Genomic DNA, 19,882 nt, shown 5'->3' with positions numbered 1-19,882 from the left:
CCCGTTCCGGGCCCCGCGAGGGGCCCGGATTCGTTTGCAGGGGACCGGGATCCGGGCCCGCACCGCCGTCCACTCAGGACCGGGATCCGGGCCCGCACCGCCGCCCACTCGGACCGGGATCCGGGCCCGCGCCGCCGTCCGCGCCGCGCCGGTTCAGGCAGCGCCGCGCTGGAGGGCCTCGCACACGGCCGTCGACTCGCGGACGCCGAGTTCGACCGAGCGCCCGCAGTGCGCGATCCAGCCGCCCACGCCCTCCGGGGTCCCCGACAGGTACCCCTCGAACGCGGCGAGGTACGCGGCCCGCCCCTGCTCCGCGTGACCGACCTCCGCCGGGCAGATCGCCTTGGGGTCGAGGCCGCTGCCGACCAGCGCGATCCGCTCGGCGGCACGCGCGACCAGGCCGTTGTACGAGGTGAAGGGGCGCAGCGCGAGCAGCTCTCCGTGGACGACGGCGGCCGTCACCAGCGCGGGGGCCTCGCCGCCCGCGACGATCAGTTCCGCGAGGCCGTCGAGGCGTCCACCGACCTCGGCGGGCGTCGGCAGCGGGGCCGTCACCAGCGGTTCGTCGACCGTCTCGCCGTCCAGCCGGGGCCGGCCCACCGATGCGCCCGGGTCGCCCGCGGCGACCAGGTGGAGCCGGGCGAGGACCCGCAGCGGCGACTGACGCCAGATGGAGAGCAGCTGCCCGGCCTCGGCGCCGAGGCGCAGCGCGGCGCCGACCGTGCGGGCCTCTGCGTCGGAGCCGAAGTCGGTGCGGCGGCGCACCTCTTCCAGGGCCCAGTCGGCGCCGGACAGGGCGGCCGAGCCGCGCGCCCCGCGCAGGGCCGCTTCGGAAGAGATCTCGTTGCTGCGGCGGCGCATCACACGGTGGCCGTAGACCCGGTCGACGGCCTTGCGTACGGAGTCCACCGCGTCGGCGACGCCCGGCAGGGAGCCGAGGGCGGCCAAGGGGTCAGAGGCGTGCGTACTCATAAGTAGGGAGGCTACGCGCCCCGACGGCCCGCCCCACGATGGAGTGGTCTTCTTCACGCTTCCCGACCACGCGGCGCGTTCATACCACTACCCTAGGTGAACATGAAGATCGCTTTCGTGGGGAAGGGCGGCAGCGGCAAGACCACGCTGTCCTCGCTCTTCATCCGCCACCTCGCCGCCAACGAAGCCCCGGTCGTAGCCGTCGACGCCGACATCAACCAGCACCTGGGCGCCGCGCTCGGCCTCCCCGACGCGGACGCGGCCGCGCTGCCCGCGATGGGCGCCCATCTGCCGCTGATCAAGGAGTACCTGCGGGGCAGCAACCCGCGGATCGTCTCCGCCGACACGATGATCAAGACGACGCCGCCCGGGGAGGGTTCGCGGCTGCTGCGGGTCCGCGAGGAGAACCCGGTCTACGAGGCCTGCGCGCGGACGGTGCCGCTCGACGACGGCGAGATCCGTCTGATGGCGACCGGCCCCTTCACGGAGTCGGACCTCGGGGTGTCCTGCTACCACTCGAAGGTCGGCGCGGTGGAGCTCTGCCTGAACCATCTGGTCGACGGCGCCGACGAGTACGTGGTGGTCGACATGACCGCCGGGTCGGACTCCTTCGCCTCCGGTCTCTTCACCCGCTTCGACATGACGTTCCTGGTCGCCGAGCCGACCCGGAAGGGGATCTCGGTCTACCGCCAGTACAAGGAGTACGCGCGGGACTTCGGCGTCGCCCTCAAGGTGGTCGGCAACAAGGTGCAGGGCCAGGACGACCTGGACTTCCTGCGCGCGGAGGTCGGCGACGACCTGCTCGTGACGGTGGGTCACTCGGACTGGGTCCGCGCGATGGAGAAGGGCCGTCCGCCCCGCTTCGAACTCCTGGAGGCGGAGAACCGCATGTCGCTCCAGGCCCTCCAGGACGCGGCGGACGACTCGTACGCCGACCGCGACTGGGACCGCTACACGCGCCAGATGGTCCACTTCCACCTGCGCAACGCGGAGAGCTGGGGCAATGCCAAGACAGGGGCGGATCTGGCCGCCCAGGTCGACCCCGACTTCGTACTGGGCGAGCCGATGACCGCGCAGCTCGGCTGACGACACCGACGGCCGACGGCGGACGGAGTCCGGCGCAGCTCGGCTGACGACCCGCCGGCCGACGGGGCCGGCCTGGTTGCTCAGGTCGGCCCCGGCTCCGCGCTCGCCGAGGGCATCGGCGACGTTCAGCCCGACTGACGCCCGTCGCCGGGGCGGCCGGCCGCCGGGGCCCGCGCGCCCGCTGCCGCCGGGGCGGCCGGGGCCGTTGCCGGCTGCGGGGCGAGGAAGGCCTTCCAGCCGGCCGACGGGGCCTCGCCGACCTTGAGGGTGCGCATCTTGGCGATGACGTCGGGGTCCTGTGCGTCGAGCCAGTCGGCGAGCTGCCGGAACGACACGCACTTCACGTCCTTCTGGACGCAGACGGTGGCGATGGTCTCCTCGATGGCGCGCATGTACACGCCACCGTTCCAGGACTCGAAGTGGTTGCCGATGATGAGCGGCGCGCGGTTGCCCCGGTAGGAGCGCTCGAACGCCTGCACCAGGCCGTCCCGCATCTGGTCGCCCCAGTACTCACGCCGGGACGGGTCGCCCTGGGTGGTGCCAGGGGACTGGTTGACCATGAAGTTGTAGTCCATGGACAGCGTCTGGAAGGCGCGGCCCGGGACCGGCACGAGCTGGAGCGACAGGTCCCACAGGCCCAGGTCCTTCTTGGGCCAGATGTGGTCGTTGACGCCGCTCGTGTCGTAGCGGAAGCCCAGCTGCGCCGCCGCCTGGACGAAGTTCGTCCGGCCTTCGAGGCAGGGGGTGCGGGCGCCGACGAGTTCCTTGTCGTAGTCGAACGGCAGCGGCTGCTCGGCGCGCAGCCCCGCGTTGGTCTTCCAGTTCTTGACGAAGGACTTGGCCTGCTTGATCTCGCTCTTCCACTCCTCGACGGACCAGGTGCCGACGCCGCCCTCGGCCCCGCAGAAGTGCCCGTTGAAGTGGGTGCCGATCTCGTTGCCCTCCTGCCACGCGCCGCGCAGCTCGCGGACGGTGGCACGGATGCCCTCGGTGTCGTTGAAGCCGATGTCGGAGCGCCCGGGGCTGTGCTGCGGCGGGTCGTAGAGGTCCCGCTTCTCCTCGGGCAGCAGGTACACGCCGCTGAGGAAGTACGTCATGGTGGCGTCGTACTTCTTGCCGACCTTGCGGAAGTGGGAGAAGAGCTTCTGGCTGTCCTCGCCGGCTCCGTCCCACGAGAAGACGACGAACTGCGGCGGGGTCTCGCCCGGCTTGAGGCGCTGCCAGACGGGCTGGTGGGGCTGGGCGCCGGTGAAGGCGGTGGAACCGTCGCCGATCAGGCGGACCGTGTTCGGCGGGGCGCCGGCCGGTGCCTTCTTGGCACCCGAGCCGCCCGGCGCGCTCTTCGTGGCGGTGCCGTCGGAGCCCGAGCAGCCGGCGAGTCCGCCGATCAGGGCGACGGCGAGGGCAGCGGCGGCGAGCGCCTTCCTCTGGGCAGTGGTCCTTCTCCCGGCGGCTGTCATCCGCGCACCTCTCCTCGGTTCCGTACGAGCGGCGTCAACGTCGCACCGCGACAGCCGGACTGATGAAACGACAAGCGGCAATCCGTCTGCCCTTCACCGGAACCGGTGAATCTTTGCCCCGTTTGCCCCGAAAATAATGCCGGAGACTTTACTCTCCATTACGATCCATTTACCGAGCGTTGATCCTCGCCCCGGCCGGGATCCCGCCTTGCCGCCGCACTGCATCCCGCCGCTGCACGCCGTGACCCACGGCCGCGAGCCCCCACGTTCGTCCCCCACGAACCGCGACCGCGCTGCCCCGGAGGAGACGGGAATGACCCTCTGCACCCCTGCCCGCACAACCAACAGGCCCCGCGTCCAGCGGCCCCACAGTCCGCCGGAGGCGCCACGGCGCTTCCGTATCGCCGGTGCCGACCTGTCGGCGTCCGTCGCCGTCTTCCTGATCGCGCTGCCACTCTCGCTCGGCATCGCGCTCGCCACCGGGGCCCCGCTCCAGTCCGGCCTGGTCGCCGCCGCCGTCGGCGGTCTGGTGGCCGGCCGGTTCGGCGGCTCCCCGCTCCAGGTGAGCGGCCCCGCCGCCGGCCTCACCGTGGTGACCGCCGAGCTCATCCAGCTGTACGGATGGCGCACCACCTGCGCCATCACCGTGCTCGCCGGGCTCGCCCAACTCGGGCTCTCCGCGCTCCGGGTGGCCCGATCGGCGCTCGCCGTCTCGCCCGCGATCGTGCACGGCATGCTCGCCGGCATCGGCGTCACCATCGCCCTGGCCCAGCTCCACATCGTGCTCGGCAGCACCCCGCAGAGCTCCGTCGTCGACAACGTCCTGGCTCTGCCCGCGCAGTTGGCGCACATCCACCCGGCGGCCCTCGGCATCAGCGCCCTCACCGTGGCCGTGCTGCTGTGCTGGCCCCGGCTTCCCGGCCGGGCCGGGAAGCTCGTACGCAGGATCCCGGCCGCGCTCGTCGCGGTGATCGGCGCGACGGCGGTCGCGACGTTCGCCGGGCTCGCGGTCCCCCGCGTCGACCTGCCCTCCTGGAGCAGCCACGCCCTGCCCGGTCTGCCCGAGGGCCCGGTGCTCGGCATCCTCGCCGGAGTGCTGACGATCACCCTGGTCACCAGCGTGCAGTCGCTGCTGTCCGCCGTCGCGGTCGACAAGCTGATCGCCGCCCGCCCGGACGGCGGCCGGGGCGTCCCGCGCGCCGCCCTCGACCGCGAACTCGCCGGTCAGGGCGCCGCCAACGTGATCTCCGGGGCGCTCGGCGGACTGCCGGTCGCCGGTGTCGCGGTCCGCAGCGTCGCCAACGTCTCGGCGGGAGCGGTGAGCCGCGCCTCCACGATGCTGCACGGCCTGTGGATCGTGCTCGCGGCCCTGCTGCTCGTGCCCGTGCTCGACCTGATCCCGCTGCCCGCCCTCGCCGCCCTGGTCATGGTGGTCGGCATCCAGATGGTCAGCATCACCCACATCCGTACCGTCACCCGGCACCGCGAGGTCGTCGTCTACGCGGTGACGCTGTCCGGTGTCGTCCTCGTCGGCATCCTGGAGGGCGTCGCCCTCGGCATCGGCGTGGCCGTCGCGGTCGCCCTGCACCGGCTCGCCCGGACCCGGATCAGCCGCGAGGAGCGGGACGGACGCCAGCTGCTGCACGTCCGGGGCCAGCTCACCTTCCTCGCCGTGCCCCGGCTGAGCCGCGCCCTGCACCAGCTGCCGCACGGTTCCGACGTGGTGGTCGAGCTCGACGGCTCCTTCATGGACCACGCCGCCTACGAGACGCTCAGCGACTGGACCGCGGGGCACCTCGCCCACGGCGGGACGGTCGAGACGACAGGCCCCTCCGGTACCAGGATCGCCGAGCCCACCCCTTCGGCCGCCGCGCACGCCTGCTGCCGGCCCTGGACGCCGTGGCACAACCACCAGTGCGGCGAGCAGCCGGACGAGCGGCCCGACGAGGCCGTGGAGACCCCTCGTACGACGGGGCTGAAGCTGGCCAGCGGCATCGGCAAGTTCCAGCGGAACACGGCCCCGCTGGTCCGGGACGAGCTCGCGCGGCTCGCCCGCGAGGGTCAGACCCCCTCGCAGCTCTTCCTGACCTGCGCCGACTCGCGCCTGGTCACCAGCATGATCACGTCGAGCGGCCCCGGCGACCTGTTCACCGTGCGGAACGTCGGGAACCTCGTCCCCCTGCCCGGCGAGGAGAGCGGCGACGACTCGGTGGCGGCGGCGATCGAGTACGCGGTGGAGGTGCTGCGGGTCGAGTCGATCACCATCTGCGGCCATTCCGGCTGCGGCGCGATGCAGGCCCTGCTCAACGCCGGCCCGGACGACCCGCCCACCCCGCTCCGCCGCTGGCTGCGCCACGGCCGGCCCAGCCTGGAGCGGATGGTGAGCCGGAGACACGCCTGGGCCCGGATCTCCGGCCGGCTTCCGGCGGACGCGGTCGAGCAGCTCTGCCTGACCAACGTGGTCCAGCAGCTGGAGCACCTGCGGGCGTACGAGTCGGTGGCGCGGCGGCTCGCCGAGGGCACGCTCTCGCTGCACGGCGTGTACTTCCACGTGGGCGAGGCACAGGCGTACCTCCTCTCCGGGACGGACGAGGTGCACTCGTACGACGACGTCTTCACCCAGGTCATGCCGACGGAGCCCCTGGAGGCGGCAAGAGCGTCCTGATCCCGGACAGGACGGAGCTCCGATCCCAGACAGGACCAGCTCCGATCCCAGGCAGGACGAAGCCTCCGATCACGGACAGGGCCGAGCCCCTGATCAGGACAGGGCAGCGCGTCCTGAACCTTCCGCTCCCCCGGTCCGTGAGACTGTGTGGCCCCTTCTCCCACCGCTCGGGAGAAGGGGCCCCCGCACGCCATACGACTCACAGGTCTAAACCAATTGCCTGGAGGCTCTTGTCACCCGGGCCTCCGACTGATGAGCTATGACGCGGGACACATACGCACAGAGGACGCCCTGGGAAAGGGAGATGTCGTGAGCAACGAAAGCCTGGCCAATCTGCTTCGGGAAGAGCGTCGATTTTCGCCGCCCGCCGAGCTGGCCGCGCACGCCAACGTGACGGCGGAGGCGTACGAGCAGGCCAAGGCGGACAGGCTGGGCTTCTGGGCCGAGCAGGCCAAGCGCCTGACCTGGGCCACCGAGCCGACCGAGACCCTCGACTGGTCGAACCCGCCGTTCGCCAAGTGGTTCGCGGACGGCGAGCTGAACGTCGCGTACAACTGCGTCGACCGGCACGTCGAGGCAGGCCACGGCGACCGGGTCGCCATCCACTTCGAGGGCGAGCCGGGCGACAGCCGCTCGATCACCTACGCCGAGCTCAAGGACGAGGTCTCCAAGGCGGCCAACGCCCTGACCGAGCTGGGCGTCCGCAAGGGCGACCGCGTCGCCGTCTACCTGCCGATGATCCCCGAGGCGGCCATCACGATGCTGGCCTGCGCCCGCGTCGGCGCCGCCCACTCGGTGGTCTTCGGCGGCTTCTCGGCCGACGCCGTGGCCTCCCGCATCCAGGACGCCGACGCCAAGCTGGTCGTCACCGCCGACGGCGGCTACCGCCGTGGCAAGCCGAGCGCCCTCAAGCCGGCCATCGACGAGGCCGTCGCCAAGTGCCCGCAGGTCGAGCACGTGCTCGTGGTCCGCCGTACGGGCCAGGACACCGCGTTCACCGAGGGCCGCGACGTGTGGTGGGACGACATCGTCGCCCGCCAGTCCACCGAGCACACCCCGGAAGCCTTCGAGGCGGAGCACCCGCTCTTCATCCTCTACACCTCGGGCACCACGGGGAAGCCGAAGGGCATCCTGCACACCTCCGGCGGCTACCTCACCCAGGCCGCGTACACCCACCACGCCGTCTTCGACCTCAAGCCGGAGACCGACGTCTACTGGTGCACCGCCGACATCGGCTGGGTCACCGGGCACTCGTACATCGTCTACGGCCCGCTGGCCAACGGCGCGACGCAGGTCATGTACGAGGGCACCCCGGACACCCCGCACCAGGGGCGGTTCTGGGAGATCGTGCAGAAGTACGGCGTCACGATCCTCTACACGGCGCCGACCGCGATCCGCACGTTCATGAAGTGGGGCGACGACATCCCCGCCAAGTTCGACCTGTCCAGCCTGCGGGTCCTGGGCTCGGTCGGCGAGCCGATCAACCCCGAGGCCTGGGTCTGGTACCGCGAGCACATCGGCGCGAACAAGACCCCGATCGTGGACACCTGGTGGCAGACCGAGACCGGCGCGATGATGATCTCGCCGCTGCCGGGCGTCACCGAGACCAAGCCGGGCTCCGCCCAGCGCCCGCTGCCGGGCATCGCCGCGACCGTCGTCGACGACGAGGCCAACGAGGTGCCGAACGGAGGCGGTGGCTACCTGGTCCTCACCGAGCCGTGGCCGTCGATGCTCCGCACCATCTGGGGCGACGACCAGCGCTACATCGACACGTACTGGTCCCGCTTCGAGGGCAAGTACTTCGCCGGTGACGGGGCCAAGAAGGACGAGGACGGCGACATCTGGCTGCTCGGCCGGGTCGACGACGTCATGCTCGTCTCCGGTCACAACATCTCGACCACCGAAGTCGAGTCGGCCCTCGTCTCGCACCCGGCCGTCGCCGAGGCGGCCGTCGTCGGCGCCGCCGACGAGACCACCGGTCAGGCGATCGTCGCCTTCGTCATCCTGCGCGGTACGGCCAGCGAGGACGAGAGCCTGGTGGCCGAGCTGCGCAACCACGTCGGTGCGACCCTCGGTCCGATCGCCAAGCCGAAGCGCGTCCTGCCGGTGGCGGAGCTGCCCAAGACGCGTTCGGGCAAGATCATGCGCCGTCTGCTGCGCGACGTGGCGGAGAACCGTGAGCTGGGCGACGTCACGACGCTGACCGACTCCTCGGTCATGTCGCTCATCCAGACGCAGCTGCCGTCCGCCTCCAGCGAGGACTGAGCCCGGCCCGTACGACGCGCAGGACGCGCACGACGCTGCACGACGCTGCATGACGCTGCATGACGCTGCATGACGCGACAACGTCCGGGCCGTACGACGCGAGACGCCCGCCCCGAGCCAGTGGGGGCGGGCGTCTCGCTTGCCCTTCTCCGAAGGGACGAAAGACGCAAATATCCCTAAAGTGAATCTCGCCGGACCCAACCCACGCTCGTTAGGTAAGGTAAGAACCGCGTCAGCGACGCGACAAGAAAACCTAGGTGCGCCGGGAAGTCTGGTCGGCATGTGCTCAGTCCTGCCCACCCGACCGGAGGTTTTCCCCCGTGGCCGCGCCCGCACCCACCGACCGCAAGTTCCTCGGCCGGCTCTCCCTGCCCGAGCGCCGGTACCTCACCGACGCGCTGCGCACCGAGACCGTCGGCGGCGTCCTGCTCCTCGTCGCCGCCGTCGTGGCCCTCATCTGGGCCAACACCCTGAGCAGCAGCTACGAGTCGGTCAGCGACTTCCACATCGGCCCCGCCGCCCTCGGCCTCGACCTCTCGATCCAGCACTGGGCGGCCGACGGACTCCTCGCGATCTTCTTCTTCGTCGCCGGCATCGAGCTCAAGCGCGAACTCGTCGCGGGCGAACTGCGCGACCCCAAGGCCGCCGCGCTCCCCGTCATCGCCGCGATCTGCGGCATGGCCGCGCCCGCCCTCGTCTACGTCCTGGTCAACACCCTCGGCAACGGCTCGATGGACGGCTGGGCCGTCCCCACCGCGACCGACATCGCCTTCGCGCTCGCCGTCCTCGCGGTGATCGGCACCTCGCTGCCGTCCGCGCTGCGCGCCTTCCTGCTCACCCTCGCCGTCGTGGACGACCTCTTCGCGATCCTGATCATCGCGGTCTTCTTCACCAGCGACCTGAACTTCGCCGCGCTCGGCGGCGCCTTCGCCGGACTCCTCCTCTTCTGGGTGCTGCTCCGCAAGGAGGTGCACGGCTGGTACGTGTACGTCCCGCTGGCCCTGGTCATCTGGGGCCTGATGTACAACAGCGGCGTCCACGCCACCATCGCGGGCGTCGCCATGGGCCTGATGCTCCGCTGCACCACCCGGGACGGCGAGAAGCACTCCCCCGGCGAGCACATCGAGCACCTCGTCCGCCCGCTCTCGGCCGGCCTCGCCGTCCCGCTGTTCGCGCTCTTCTCGGCCGGCGTGAGCATCTCCGGCGGCGCGATCCACGACGTCTTCACCCAGCCCGTCACCCTCGGCGTCGTCCTCGGTCTCGTCGTCGGCAAGGCGGTCGGCATCTTCGGCGGCACCTGGCTCGCCGCCCGCTTCACCCGTGCCGAGCTCAACCCCGACCTGACCTGGCCGGACGTCTTCGCCGTCGCCACCCTCGCCGGCATCGGCTTCACCGTGTCGCTGCTCATCGGCGAGCTCGCCTTCGCCGGGGACGAGGTCCTCACCGACGAGGTGAAGGCCGCGGTCCTCATCGGCTCGCTCATCGCGGCCGTCCTCGCCTCCGTCCTGCTGAAGCTGCGCGTCCGCAGGTACCAGGCCCTGGTCTCCGACGAGGAGCGCGACGAGGACCAGGACGGCATCCCCGACATCTACGAGCAGGACAACCCGGAGTACCACCTGCGGATGGCCGAGATCTACGAGAAGAAGGCCGCGGAACACCGTGAGCGCGCCCAACTGGCGGGGGCACCGCGCGACGGGGCCGACCGTCCGGCATGATCTGAGTCGGACCGCGTAGAAGAGAACTCGGACCGCAGAAGAGAAGAGGGAGCAGCGATGAGCGACCCGTACGACGGCACCGAGCGCAGCCTCGGCCAGCTGGTCGCCTCGGCGACCGCCGAGATGTCCGCGCTGGTGCACGACGAGCTCGCCCTGGCGAAGGCCGAGATCAGGCAGGACGTCAAGCGTGGTGTGATCGGGAGCGCGGCCGGCATCACGGCCGCGGTCGTGCTGCTGTTCTCGCTGCCGATGCTGAGTTTCGCGCTCGCGTACGCCATCAACACCTGGACCGGCGGGCACAACGGCAACGGGGGCTGGAACCTCGTCTGGTGCTTCCTGCTCTCCTTCGCGGCGAACGTGCTGCTCGCGGTGCTGCTCGGCGTGATCGCCTACGCCAAGTTCAAGAAGGTCAAGCCGCCGGAGAAGTCCATCGCCTCGGCCAAGCAGACGGCCGCGGTGATCTCCACCGTCAAGCCGCACCCGCGCCCGGAGCCCGCCAGGGCGCTGGACAAGGCGCTGGACAAGGCGCTGGACAAGGCCCCCACTGTGGCACGCTCGTCCGTATGACCCTCCCCGAGAGCAGCAACGGCGGGCCCGTCCGGCTCGACGGGCCGTGGACCCATCGCGACGTGGCCGCCAACGGCGCCCGCTTCCACATCGCCGAGATGGGCGACGGCCCGCTGGTGCTGCTCCTGCACGGCTTCCCGCAGTTCTGGTGGACCTGGCGCCACCAGCTGCCCCTCCTCGCCGAGGCCGGTTTCCGGGCCGTCGCGATGGACCTGCGCGGGGTCGGCGGCAGCGACCGCACGCCCCGGGGTTACGACCCCGCCAACCTGGCGCTCGACGTCACGGGTGTGATCCGCTCGCTGGGCGAGCCGGACGCGGCGCTCGTCGGGCACGACCTGGGCGGCTATCTCGCCTGGACGGCGGCCGTCATGCGGCCCAAGCTGGTGCGCCGGCTCGTGGTCTCCTCGATGCCGCACCCGCGCCGCTGGCGTTCGGCGATGCTCTCCGACTTCGCCCAGTCGCGGGCCGGTTCGCACATCTGGGGCTTCCAGCGGCCGTGGCTGCCGGAGCGTCAGCTCGTCGCGGACGACGCGGCGCTGGTGGGCGAGCTGATCCGGGACTGGTCGGGCCCGCAGCCCCTCAGCGCCTCCGAGGAGCAGGCGATCGACGTGTACCGGCGGGCGATGCTGGTCCCGTCGACGGCGCACTGCTCGATCGAGCCGTACCGCTGGATGGTGCGCTCCCTGGCCCGCCCGGACGGCATCCAGTTCAACCGGCGCATGAAGCGGCCGGTGCGGGTGCCGACGCTGCATCTGCACGGCTCGCTGGACCCGGTGATGCGGACCCGCAGCGCCGCGGGGTCGGGCGAGTACGTGGAGGCGCCGTACCGCTGGCGGCTCTTCGACGGGCTCGGGCACTTCCCGCACGAGGAGGACCCGGTGGCCTTCTCGACGGAACTCGTCAACTGGCTGAAGGACCCCGAGCCCGACCGCTGACGGCCCGGGGCGGGGCCGGGGCGGGGCCGGGGCGGCCCGGGGCGGGCGGGGCGGGCGGGGCGGGGCCGCCGAAAAGGAGTCGGGGTCGGGCCGGGGCCGGGCCGCCGAGAGGGGGCCGGGTCGGCTCCCTCGGGACTGCCGTCCGGGCTCGTCCGGGGCCCGGTGGAGCGGATCGGTGGCCGCTGACGGCCACTCTGACCGCCCCGGTGCGTACAGACTTCCTTCGAACGGCCATGTGCCTCGCGCATACTCCGATTGGCGGGCCCCCGGGCGGTTACCGACCTTGGGCCACGGGCAGACGTCGAAGTATGGGCTGGACGCACGACTACGGTGACACGACAGCACGCAACCGCCGCTCGGCCGCCGGGCAGGGCTCCCGCGAGGGGGTCGGACCGCCGGACCCGGGTGGAGCGCACACCGCGCAAGAGGTGGGGATCTCACGTATCCTCCGCCGCCGGGCCCGCTGGGTCTCGGCCCGGCTCAGGCATCCCCGCGACACTCCGTAACAGCACCCCTGACAGCGCCGGGGGCCCCTCACGGGGTCCTCGGCGCTACAGCGCGCAGGCCTGGGTGTCGACCTGCTGGTTCGCGGTCCTGCCGAGCTCGATGTCCTCGCGGATCTCGTCGACGGTCAGGGCGTAGCCGGTGTTCGCGTCGTCGAGGGAGCGGGCGAAGATCACGCCGGACACCTCGCCGTCGACGGTGAGGAGCGGGCCGCCGGAGTTGCCCTGGCGCACCGTCGTGTACAGCGAGTACACGTCCCTGCGCACCTCGCCCCGGCGGTAGATGTCGGGGCCGTCCGCGTTGATACGGCCGCGCACGCGCGCCGAGCGCACGTCGTACGAGCCGTTCTCCGGGAATCCGGCGACGATCGCGCTGTCGCCGCTGCGGGCGTCCTCGTCGGTGAAGGTCAGCGGCGTGGCCTCGAGGTCCGGCACGTCCAGGACGGCGATGTCGCGCCGCCAGTCGTAGAGGACGACCTTGGCGTCGTAGAGCCTGCCCTCGCCGCCTATCTGGACGGTCGGCTCGTCGACGCCGCCGACGACGTGGGCGTTGGTCATGATGCGGCGGTCGGCGAAGACGAATCCGGTGCCTTCGAGGACCTTGCCGCAGCTCTGCGCGGTGCCGACGACCTTCACGATGGAGCGCTGGGCGCGGTCGGCGACCGGGCTCCGGGTGAGCGCGGGATCGGGCGGCACGACCGGGGTGATCGGCTCGTTCGCGAAGGGGCTGAACACCGGCGGGAAGCCGCTGCGGGCCAGGGTGGAGCTGAAGTCGTCGAACCAGCGGGACGCCTGATCGGGCATCACCTGCTCGACGCCGAGCAGGACCTTGGAGTTCCGCACCTCCTTGCCCAGGGTGGGCATGGTGGTGCGGGCGAGGCCCGAGCCGATCAGCCAGGCCACGAGGAGCATGGCGACGACGTTGACCAGGGCGCCGCCGGTGGCGTCGAGGGCGCGGGCCGGCGACCAGGTGATGTGGCGGCGCAGTTTGTTGCCCAGGTGCGTGGTGAAGGCCTGGCCGACGGAGGCGCAGACGATGACCACCATCACGAAGACGACCGTCGCCGTGGTCGAGACCTCGCTGTTGTCGGTGAGCTGGTCCCAGAGGATCGGCAGCAGCAGTACGGCGACGAGGCCGCCGCCGAGGAAGCCGATCACCGACAGGATGCCGACCACGAATCCCTGGCGGTAGCCGATGATCGCGAACCAGACGGCGGCGAGCAGCAGCAAGATGTCCAGCACGTTCACCGTCAATTGCCTCGCAGATTCGTTCCGGTCGCCGGGGATCAGCCAGTCCGCCGGGGTTCAGCCTGTCATGAGCGCCAGTCGAGCGGGACCTGCTTGGACCGGTCCCAGGGCCGCTCCCAGCCGGAGAAATGCAGCAGTCTGTCGATCACTCCGGCCGTAAAACCCCAGACCAGAGCGGATGCGACCAGGAACGCGGGGCCTTGGTGGCCGCTCGGATGGACCGCGGTCGCGCGGTTCGCCGGATCCGTGAGATCTGCCACGGGCACGGTGAAGACCCGGGCGGTCTCGCCGGGGTCGACGACCCCGACGGGGCTGGGGGCGCGCCACCAGCCGATGACCGGGGTGACGACGAAGCCGCTGACCGGGATGTAGAGCTGGGGGAGGACGGCGAAGAGCTGGACGCCGGCCGGGTCGAGCCCGGTCTCCTCCTGGGCCTCGCGCAGGGCGGCGCGCAGCAGCCCGCCGTCCGCCGGTTCGCCGTCCTCGGGGTCGAGGGCGCCGCCGGGGAAGGAGGGCTGTCCCGCGTGCGAGCGGAGGCTGCCGGCCCGCTCCATGAGCAGCAGCTCGGGGCCGCGGTCGCCCTCGCCGAAGAGGACGAGGACGGCGGACTGCCGCCCGGCGCCGCTCGTGGGCGGCAGGAAGCGGCTCAGCTGCTCGGGTTCGACCGTGCGGGCGGCCCGGTCGACGGGCCCGAGCCAGTCGGGCAGCCCGTCCCTGCTGAGCAGCCCGCCGGTGCCGGGCCCGTGGATCTCTTCGTCAGTGCGCGTCATAGGCACCCCCGAGTTTCACAACGCGATCGATGTACGGGTTCGTTCCCTCTGGAGCTCTTCCGGGTGTTCCGGGGAACGGGTCTCAGCCGCCGTTCGCGCCCAGCGGGGGCGCCGGGCGGCCCGGGTAGCCGGGCGGCGGGTCGAGCCGCTGGCCGGGGAGGCCGCCCATCTCGTACTTGAGCAGCTTCTTCGCCTTCTCCGGGTCGGTCTCGCCCTCCCCGTACGACGGGCAGAGGTGGGTGATCGGGCAGGCGCCGCAGGCCGGCTTGCGGGCGTGGCAGATGCGGCGGCCGTGGAAGATCACCCGGTGCGAGAGCATCGTCCACTCGCTCTTCGGGAAGATCGTGGCGACCTCGGCCTCGATCTTCACGGGGTCGTCGGACTCGGTCCACCGCCAGCGCCGGACGAGCCGCATGAAGTGGGTGTCGACGGTGATGCCGGGGACCCCGAAGGCGTTGCCGAGGACGACGAAGGCGGTCTTGCGGCCGACGCCGGGGAGTTTGACGAGGTCTTCGAGGCGGCCGGGGACCTCGCCGTCGAAGTCGTCCCGGAGGGCGGCGGCGAGACCCATGATCGACTTGGTCTTGGCACGGAAGAAGCCGGTGGGGCGGATGAGCTCCTCGACCTCCTCGGGCACGGCGGCGGCGAGGTCCTCGGGCGTGGGGTACTTCGCGAAGAGGGCCGGGGTGGTCTGGTTGACCCGCAGGTCGGTGGTCTGAGCCGAGAGGACCGTGGCGACGAGCAGCTCGAAGGGGTTGCGGAAGTCGAGCTCCGGATGGGCGTACGGGAAGACTTCGGCGAGCTCGCGGTTGATCCTGCGGGCGCGGCGGACCATCGCGAGCCGCGATTCGGGCTTGGCGGGCCTCACGTGCTTGGCGGGCTCGACGGCCTTGGCGGCCTTCGCTGCCTTCGCCGCTTTCGCCGCCTTGGCGGGCACGGCGGCCTTCACCGCTTTCGCCGCCTTGGCGGGCACGGCGGCCTTCGCTGCCTTCACTGCCTTGGCGGGCACGGCGGCCTTCGCTGCCTTCGCGGGCTCAGCAGGCTCGGAGGGCTTCCGATTTGCGGCTTTCACCCGTTTCGACACGCCGTGTTCGCCCACAGCGGAATTACGTTCGGCCGACACTCTTTCAGCCCCCTTGGCCTGCGCTCTCACCGGCGAGTTGGACACCCGGCCAGCCTAGGGGCCACCACCGACATCCGCCCCGGGCGTGGCCGATCAACGCCCAATCGGGCCCCTGGCGTACGGACGGGCGACTCGGTACGTCAAACTTGTTGTGATTGATCGCACTGTTTTGTACGTCCGGCATCATGGGACGCAGGTCCCTGAGCAGGTCGACAGTATGGAGAGAACTCGTGGACGACGTTCTGCGGCGCGCCCCGCTCTTCGCGGCGCTCGATGACGAGCAGGCTGCCGAGCTGCGCGCCTCGATGAGTGAGGCGACGCTCGCCCGTGGCGACGCGCTCTTCCACGAGGGCGACCCCGGCGACCGCCTGTACGTGGTCACCGAGGGCAAGGTGAAGCTGCACCGCACCTCCCCCGACGGCCGGGAGAACATGCTGGCCGTCCTCGGCCCCGGCGAGCTGATCGGTGAGCTGTCGCTCTTCGACCCGGGCCCGCGCACCGCCACCGCCACCGCGCTGACCGAGGTCAAGCTGCTCGGCCTGGGCCACGGCGACCTCCAGCCCTGGCTGAACGCCCGCCCCGAGGTGGCCACGGCGCTGCTGCGCGCCGTCGCCCGCCGACTGCGCAAGACCAACGACCAGATGTCCGACCTGGTCTTCTCCGACGTGCCGGGCCGTGTCGCCCGTGCGCTCCTCGACCTGTCGCGCCGCTTCGGCGTGCAGTCGGAGGAGGGCATCCACGTCGTCCACGACCTCACCCAGGAGGAGCTGGCCCAGCTGGTCGGCGCCTCCCGCGAGACGGTCAACAAGGCGCTCGCCGACTTCGCCCAGCGCGGCTGGCTGCGACTGGAGGCCCGCGCCGTGATCCTGCTGGACGTGGAGCGCCTCGCGAAGCGCTCGCGGTAGGCATCCCCGTACGGACGCGGTGAGCGTCCTCGTACGCGAAAGGGCCGCCCCGGCCGACAAGCCGGGGCGGCCCTTCTCGTACGTCTACGGGCGTCTACGGGCGTCTACGGGCACGTCGTCAGCGCTTCGAGCCGTCCACGATCACCGGCGCCGAGGAACCGTTCGCGCAGGGCACGGTGTAGATCGGGTTCTTCGCCGCGGCGTCCTTGAACGCGTCGATGCACTGGTTCATCAGGACCCGGTCGGTCAGCGAGTCGTTGAGGATCTTGTTGGCGCGGGCGATGCCCTCCGCCTCGATCCGGCGCCGGTCGGCCTCGGCCTTGGCCGTGCGGGCGGCCTCGGTGGCGCGCTCGGTGGCCTGCTGCTGCTGGATCTTCCGGTCGATCTGGGCCTGGAGCGAGTCCGAGGGCTTCACGTTGCGCAGGTTGACCGTGGTCACGTCGATACCGCGCGGAACCAGACGCTCCTTGATCAGGGTGCCGATCTCGGCGTTGATCTTCTCGCGGTCGGAGGCGTAGCCCTGCTCGCTGGTGTAGCGGGCGAAGACGTTGCGGACGATCTCCCGGCTGTCGGGGTAGACGAGACGCTGCTGGATGGAGTCCTCGCTGCCCGCGAGCTTGTAGAGCTCGACGGACTTGGTCGGGACGACGGCCCACTTCACCGTCACCTCGACGTACATGACGCCGCCCTGCGAGGACCGGACCTCGACCACGTCCTTGTCGGAGAGGTTGAGGTCGACCGGACGGGTCGAGAAGGTCGTGACGTCGGTGAACGGCGACTTCACGTGCATGCCGGAGGTCATGGGCGAGCCGACCTTGCCGAAGGCGACCGGCACACCGACCTCGTACGCGCTGATCACGTACGTCATGCTCACGATCAACGAGAAGGCACCGGCCAGGACCGCGCCGAGGGCGCCGAACTTCAGCCCCTTGGAGTCGTTGGCTCGGCCGACGAAGAAGAGCACCACTGCGGCTATGACCAGCAGGATGGCGATGACGAACACGGGCGTTCCCCCCGAAGGCTACGGTCAGAAGTAAGCGGAGCGTAAAGCACAGGTCAAGACGACCGACGCGCCGGGGGTCCGCTCGGTTCCGGATCGTGACAACCCCGCCCCGCCACTCAGACCAGACCGCGCTCCCGCAGGTACTCCAGCTGCGCGCGTACGGACAGCTCGGCCGCCGGCCACAGCGAGCGGTCCACGTCCGCGTACACATGGGCGACGACCTCCGCGGCCGTCCGGTGGCCGCTCTCGACCGCCGTCTCCACCTGGGCCAGCCGGTTCGCCCGGTGCGCCAGATAGAACTCCACGGCCCCCTGGGCGTCCTCCAGGACCGGTCCGTGCCCCGGCAGGACCGTGTGCACCCCGTCGTCGACGGTGAGCGAACGCAGCCGCCGCAGCGAGTCCAGGTAGTCGCCGAGGCGCCCGTCCGGATGGGCCACCATCGTCGTCCCGCGCCCCAGGATCGTGTCGCCCGTCAGGACGGCCCCGTCGGCCGGCAGATGGAAGGAGAGCGAGTCGGAGGTGTGGCCGGGAGTCGGGACGACCCGCAGCTCCAGACCGCCGACGGCCACCACGTCCCCCGCGCCGAGCCCCTCGTCGCCGAGCCGCAGCGCCGGGTCGAGGGCCCGTACGGCCGTCCCGGTCAGCTCGGCGAAGAGCCCGGCGCCCTCGGCGTGGTCCGGGTGGCCGTGGGTCAGCAGCGTGAGCGCGACCCGCTTGCCGAGCTTCTCGGCGGTGTCGATCACATGCCGCAGATGACTCTCGTCGAGCGGCCCCGGGTCGACGACGACGGCGAGGTCGGAACCGGGCTCGGAGAGCAGCCAGGTGTTGGTGCCGTCGAGGGTCATCGCAGACGGGTTCGGCGCGAGGACGTTCACGGCGCGGTCGGTCGCGGGCCCGGAGACCACGAGACCGCGCGGCTGGCCCGGCAGGGCGGCTGCATCGCTCATCGGGCGTCTCCCATCGGAATGATCTTGGTGAACTCCTCGTGGCCCGGCCAGCTCAGGACCAGCTCGTCGCCGTCCATGCGCGCCTGCGCGAGCACGGGGGTCATGTCCTGCTCCCGCGCCCCCGCGAGGGCCTCGGCGACCGTGCCGTACGGCTCCAGGGTGCGCAGGGTCGAGATCGTCGGCGGCATCATCGTCAGCTCGCCCCGGTCGTAGCCGGCCGCGGCGTCCGCCGGGCGGATCCAGACGGTCCGGTCGGCCTCCGTGGAGGCGTTGCGGGTGCGCTGCCCGGCCGGCAGGGCGGCCACGAAGAACCAGGTGTCGTACCGGCGCTGCTCGAACTCCGGCGTGATCCAGCGGGCCCACGCGCCGAGCAGGTCGGAGCGGACGACGAGGCCGCGCCGGTCCAGGAAGTCGGCGAAGGACAGTTCCCGGGCGACGAGCGCCTCCCGGTCCCGCTCCCAGTCCGCGCCGGTCGTGTCGCCGACGACCGCGTCACCGGTCTCCCCGGCGAGCAGGACGCCCGCCTCCTCGTACGTCTCGCGCACGGCGGCGCAGACCACGGCCTGGGCCTGCGCGGGGTCGTCGAGGCCGAGCCGGGCCGCCCAGGTCTCCAGCGACGGCCCCGCCCAGCGCACCGGGTGCTCGTCGCGCGGGTCGACCCCGCCGCCGGGATAGGCGTACGCGCCGCCCGCGAAGGCCATCGAGGCGCGGCGGCGCAGCATGTGGACGTCGGGACCGGCGGCCCCGTCCCGCAGCAGCAGGACGGTGGCGGCGCGCCGCGGGGCCACCGGGGTGAGTTCACCGGCGGCGAGGGCGCGGATGCGGTCGGGCCACTCGGGCGGGTACCACTGACCATTCGACATGGCCGGATGCTATGCGCAAGTACTTGAATGCACGAGAGCCGGTTCCCGCCGGGCGGACCCTTGCGGGCCCGCACGGAAGAACCGGCTCTGTGCCGCGTACGGAAGGCCGCACGGCAGCGTCGTACGGAAGGCCGCGCGACGCGGTCGTTCAGAAGGCCGCGCGGCGGGGTCGTTCAGAAGGCCGTGCGGCGGAGGGTCAGGCGTCGACGAGCTCGACCTGGACCTCGACCTCGACCGGGGCGTCGAGCGGCAGCACGGCCACGCCGACGGCGCTGCGCGCGTGCACGCCCTTGTCGCCCAGGACCGCGCCCAGCAGCTCGCTGGCGCCGTTGACGACGCCCGGCTGCCCGGTGAAGTCGGAGGCCGAGGCGACGAAGCCGACGACCTTCACGACCCGCTTGATCCGGTCGAGGTCACCGGCGACCGACTTCACGGCCGCGAGGGCGTTCAGCGCGCAGGTGGCGGCGAGCTTCTTGGCCTCCTCGGCGGTGACCTCGGCACCGACCTTGCCGGTCAGCTGGAGTTCGCCGGCCACCATCGGGAGCTGGCCCGAGGTGTAGACGTAGACGCCCGACTGCACGGCCGGCTGGTAGGCGGCCAGCGGCGGCACCACGGCCGGCAGGGTCAGGCCGAGTTCGGCGAGCTTCGCCTCGACGGCCCCGCTCACGACTTGGCCCGCTTCAGGTAGGCCACGAGCTGCTCGGGGTTGTTCGGCCCGGGCACGACCTGGACGAGCTCCCAGCCGTCCTCGCCCCAGGTGTCCAGAATCTGCTTGGTCGCGTGCACCAGAAGCGGCACCGTGACGTACTCCCACTTGGTCATGGGCCCGACTGTATCCGCTGACGCGGGGCGGCT

18 protein-coding genes are annotated in these 19,882 nt (G+C 71.6%); 8 read left to right on the top strand and 10 right to left on the bottom strand.

The features are described from left to right. Positions 1–153: 153 nt before the first annotated feature. Positions 154–972, bottom strand: coding sequence for a Fic family protein (locus tag ACZ4XX_RS03160; RefSeq protein WP_030323445.1), 819 nt, complete (start codon positions 970–972; stop codon positions 154–156). Between the two features lie 102 nt (positions 973–1,074). Here ACZ4XX_RS03160 and ACZ4XX_RS03155 point away from each other — a divergent pair, with 102 nt between their 5' ends. Next, positions 1,075–2,058: an ATP-binding protein gene (locus tag ACZ4XX_RS03155; protein WP_468506264.1), complete on the top strand. Its 984-nt coding sequence runs from the start codon at positions 1,075–1,077 to the stop codon at positions 2,056–2,058. 125 nt (positions 2,059–2,183) lie between these two features. On the opposite strand, the gene ACZ4XX_RS03150 is transcribed toward ACZ4XX_RS03155, so the two are convergent. Continuing rightward, a complete protein-coding gene (locus ACZ4XX_RS03150; protein ID WP_468506263.1) occupies positions 2,184–3,518 on the bottom strand; it encodes a polysaccharide deacetylase family protein in 1,335 nt (444 codons plus the stop codon). Between the two features lie 313 nt (positions 3,519–3,831). Here ACZ4XX_RS03150 and ACZ4XX_RS03145 point away from each other — a divergent pair, with 313 nt between their 5' ends. The 6 genes from ACZ4XX_RS03145 (at position 3,832) to ACZ4XX_RS03120 (ending at position 12,171) form a co-directional block, all read left to right on the top strand. After that, entirely contained in the window at positions 3,832–6,183 is a 2,352-nt protein-coding gene (locus ACZ4XX_RS03145; protein WP_468506262.1) for a SulP family inorganic anion transporter, read from the top strand. Positions 6,184–6,492: 309 nt separating this feature from the next. Continuing rightward, positions 6,493–8,448, top strand: coding sequence for an acetate--CoA ligase (gene acs, locus ACZ4XX_RS03140; RefSeq protein WP_468506261.1), 1,956 nt, complete (start codon positions 6,493–6,495; stop codon positions 8,446–8,448). 320 nt (positions 8,449–8,768) lie between these two features. After that, a complete protein-coding gene (gene nhaA, locus ACZ4XX_RS03135) occupies positions 8,769–10,163 on the top strand; it encodes a Na+/H+ antiporter NhaA (RefSeq protein ID WP_468506260.1) in 1,395 nt (464 codons plus the stop codon). A 57-nt stretch (positions 10,164–10,220) separates the two neighbouring features. Continuing rightward, positions 10,221–10,730, top strand: coding sequence for a phage holin family protein (locus ACZ4XX_RS03130; protein WP_468506259.1), 510 nt, complete (start codon positions 10,221–10,223; stop codon positions 10,728–10,730). Further along, the gene (locus ACZ4XX_RS03125) at positions 10,727–11,665 is read left to right on the top strand and encodes an alpha/beta fold hydrolase (RefSeq protein ID WP_468506258.1); all 939 of its coding nucleotides are present in this window, start codon (positions 10,727–10,729) and stop codon (positions 11,663–11,665) included. Before ACZ4XX_RS03130 ends, ACZ4XX_RS03125 begins: the two co-directional genes overlap by 4 nt. A gap of 308 nt (positions 11,666–11,973) precedes the next feature. Further along, a complete protein-coding gene (locus tag ACZ4XX_RS03120) occupies positions 11,974–12,171 on the top strand; it encodes a hypothetical protein (RefSeq protein ID WP_468506257.1) in 198 nt (65 codons plus the stop codon). A 45-nt stretch (positions 12,172–12,216) separates the two neighbouring features. Here the strand turns inward: ACZ4XX_RS03120 and ACZ4XX_RS03115 are convergent, their stop codons facing one another. The 3 genes from ACZ4XX_RS03115 to nth form a co-directional block, all read right to left on the bottom strand. Then, positions 12,217–13,416, bottom strand: a complete 1,200-nt coding sequence (locus tag ACZ4XX_RS03115) for a MarP family serine protease (protein ID WP_468506256.1) — start codon at positions 13,414–13,416, stop codon at positions 12,217–12,219. A 65-nt stretch (positions 13,417–13,481) separates the two neighbouring features. Beyond that, positions 13,482–14,186, bottom strand: coding sequence for an NUDIX hydrolase (locus ACZ4XX_RS03110; protein ID WP_468506255.1), 705 nt, complete (start codon positions 14,184–14,186; stop codon positions 13,482–13,484). Between the two features lie 82 nt (positions 14,187–14,268). Continuing rightward, positions 14,269–15,309, bottom strand: a complete 1,041-nt coding sequence (gene nth / locus ACZ4XX_RS03105; protein WP_468506379.1) for an endonuclease III — start codon at positions 15,307–15,309, stop codon at positions 14,269–14,271. A 230-nt stretch (positions 15,310–15,539) separates the two neighbouring features. Here nth and ACZ4XX_RS03100 point away from each other — a divergent pair, with 230 nt between their 5' ends. Beyond that, on the top strand, positions 15,540–16,214 hold the full coding sequence (locus tag ACZ4XX_RS03100; protein WP_015034542.1) for a Crp/Fnr family transcriptional regulator: 675 nt from the start codon (positions 15,540–15,542) through the stop codon (positions 16,212–16,214). Between the two features lie 118 nt (positions 16,215–16,332). Here the strand turns inward: ACZ4XX_RS03100 and ACZ4XX_RS03095 are convergent, their stop codons facing one another. From ACZ4XX_RS03095 to ACZ4XX_RS03075, 5 genes are all read right to left on the bottom strand, one after another. Beyond that, positions 16,333–17,217, bottom strand: a complete 885-nt coding sequence (locus ACZ4XX_RS03095) for a prohibitin family protein (protein ID WP_468506254.1) — start codon at positions 17,215–17,217, stop codon at positions 16,333–16,335. Positions 17,218–17,333: 116 nt separating this feature from the next. After that, a complete protein-coding gene (locus tag ACZ4XX_RS03090; protein ID WP_468506253.1) occupies positions 17,334–18,164 on the bottom strand; it encodes an MBL fold metallo-hydrolase in 831 nt (276 codons plus the stop codon). Continuing rightward, positions 18,161–19,027 carry an NUDIX hydrolase gene (locus ACZ4XX_RS03085; RefSeq protein WP_468506252.1) on the bottom strand — a complete coding sequence of 289 codons (867 nt, stop codon included), beginning with the start codon at positions 19,025–19,027 and terminating at the stop codon, positions 18,161–18,163. Before ACZ4XX_RS03085 ends, ACZ4XX_RS03090 begins: the two co-directional genes overlap by 4 nt. A gap of 196 nt (positions 19,028–19,223) precedes the next feature. Further along, complete coding sequence (locus ACZ4XX_RS03080) at positions 19,224–19,694, bottom strand: RidA family protein (RefSeq protein ID WP_468506251.1); 471 nt, start codon at positions 19,692–19,694, stop codon at positions 19,224–19,226. Beyond that, positions 19,691–19,849 (bottom strand): DUF4177 domain-containing protein, encoded by a 159-nt coding sequence (locus ACZ4XX_RS03075; RefSeq protein WP_015034547.1) that lies wholly within the window; start codon positions 19,847–19,849, stop codon positions 19,691–19,693. Before ACZ4XX_RS03075 ends, ACZ4XX_RS03080 begins: the two co-directional genes overlap by 4 nt. Positions 19,850–19,882 lie beyond the last annotated feature (33 nt).

It is taken from the genome of Streptomyces sp. NPDC029956 (assembly GCF_055574655.1).
Note: the sequence above shows the minus strand (reverse complement) of the source record. Positions and strands in the feature narration are given on the sequence as shown.

What these genes read in the sequence shown, in the direction of transcription:
- ACZ4XX_RS03155 (WP_468506264.1), top strand. Translation starts at nt 1,075, where the DNA reads ATGAAGATCGCTTTCGTGGGGAAGGGCGGCAGCGGCAAGACCACGCTG.
- ACZ4XX_RS03125 (WP_468506258.1), top strand. Translation starts at nt 10,727, where the DNA reads ATGACCCTCCCCGAGAGCAGCAACGGCGGGCCCGTCCGGCTCGACGGG.
- ACZ4XX_RS03150 (WP_468506263.1), bottom strand. Translation starts at nt 3,518, where the DNA reads ATGACAGCCGCCGGGAGAAGGACCACTGCCCAGAGGAAGGCGCTCGCC.
- ACZ4XX_RS03090 (WP_468506253.1), bottom strand. Translation starts at nt 18,164, where the DNA reads ATGAGCGATGCAGCCGCCCTGCCGGGCCAGCCGCGCGGTCTCGTGGTC.
- ACZ4XX_RS03075 (WP_015034547.1), bottom strand. Translation starts at nt 19,849, where the DNA reads ATGACCAAGTGGGAGTACGTCACGGTGCCGCTTCTGGTGCACGCGACC.
- ACZ4XX_RS03160 (WP_030323445.1), bottom strand. Translation starts at nt 972, where the DNA reads ATGAGTACGCACGCCTCTGACCCCTTGGCCGCCCTCGGCTCCCTGCCG.
- ACZ4XX_RS03120 (WP_468506257.1), top strand. Translation starts at nt 11,974, where the DNA reads ATGGGCTGGACGCACGACTACGGTGACACGACAGCACGCAACCGCCGC.
- ACZ4XX_RS03085 (WP_468506252.1), bottom strand. Translation starts at nt 19,027, where the DNA reads ATGTCGAATGGTCAGTGGTACCCGCCCGAGTGGCCCGACCGCATCCGC.
- ACZ4XX_RS03145 (WP_468506262.1), top strand. Translation starts at nt 3,832, where the DNA reads ATGACCCTCTGCACCCCTGCCCGCACAACCAACAGGCCCCGCGTCCAG.
- ACZ4XX_RS03110 (WP_468506255.1), bottom strand. Translation starts at nt 14,186, where the DNA reads ATGACGCGCACTGACGAAGAGATCCACGGGCCCGGCACCGGCGGGCTG.
- ACZ4XX_RS03130 (WP_468506259.1), top strand. Translation starts at nt 10,221, where the DNA reads ATGAGCGACCCGTACGACGGCACCGAGCGCAGCCTCGGCCAGCTGGTC.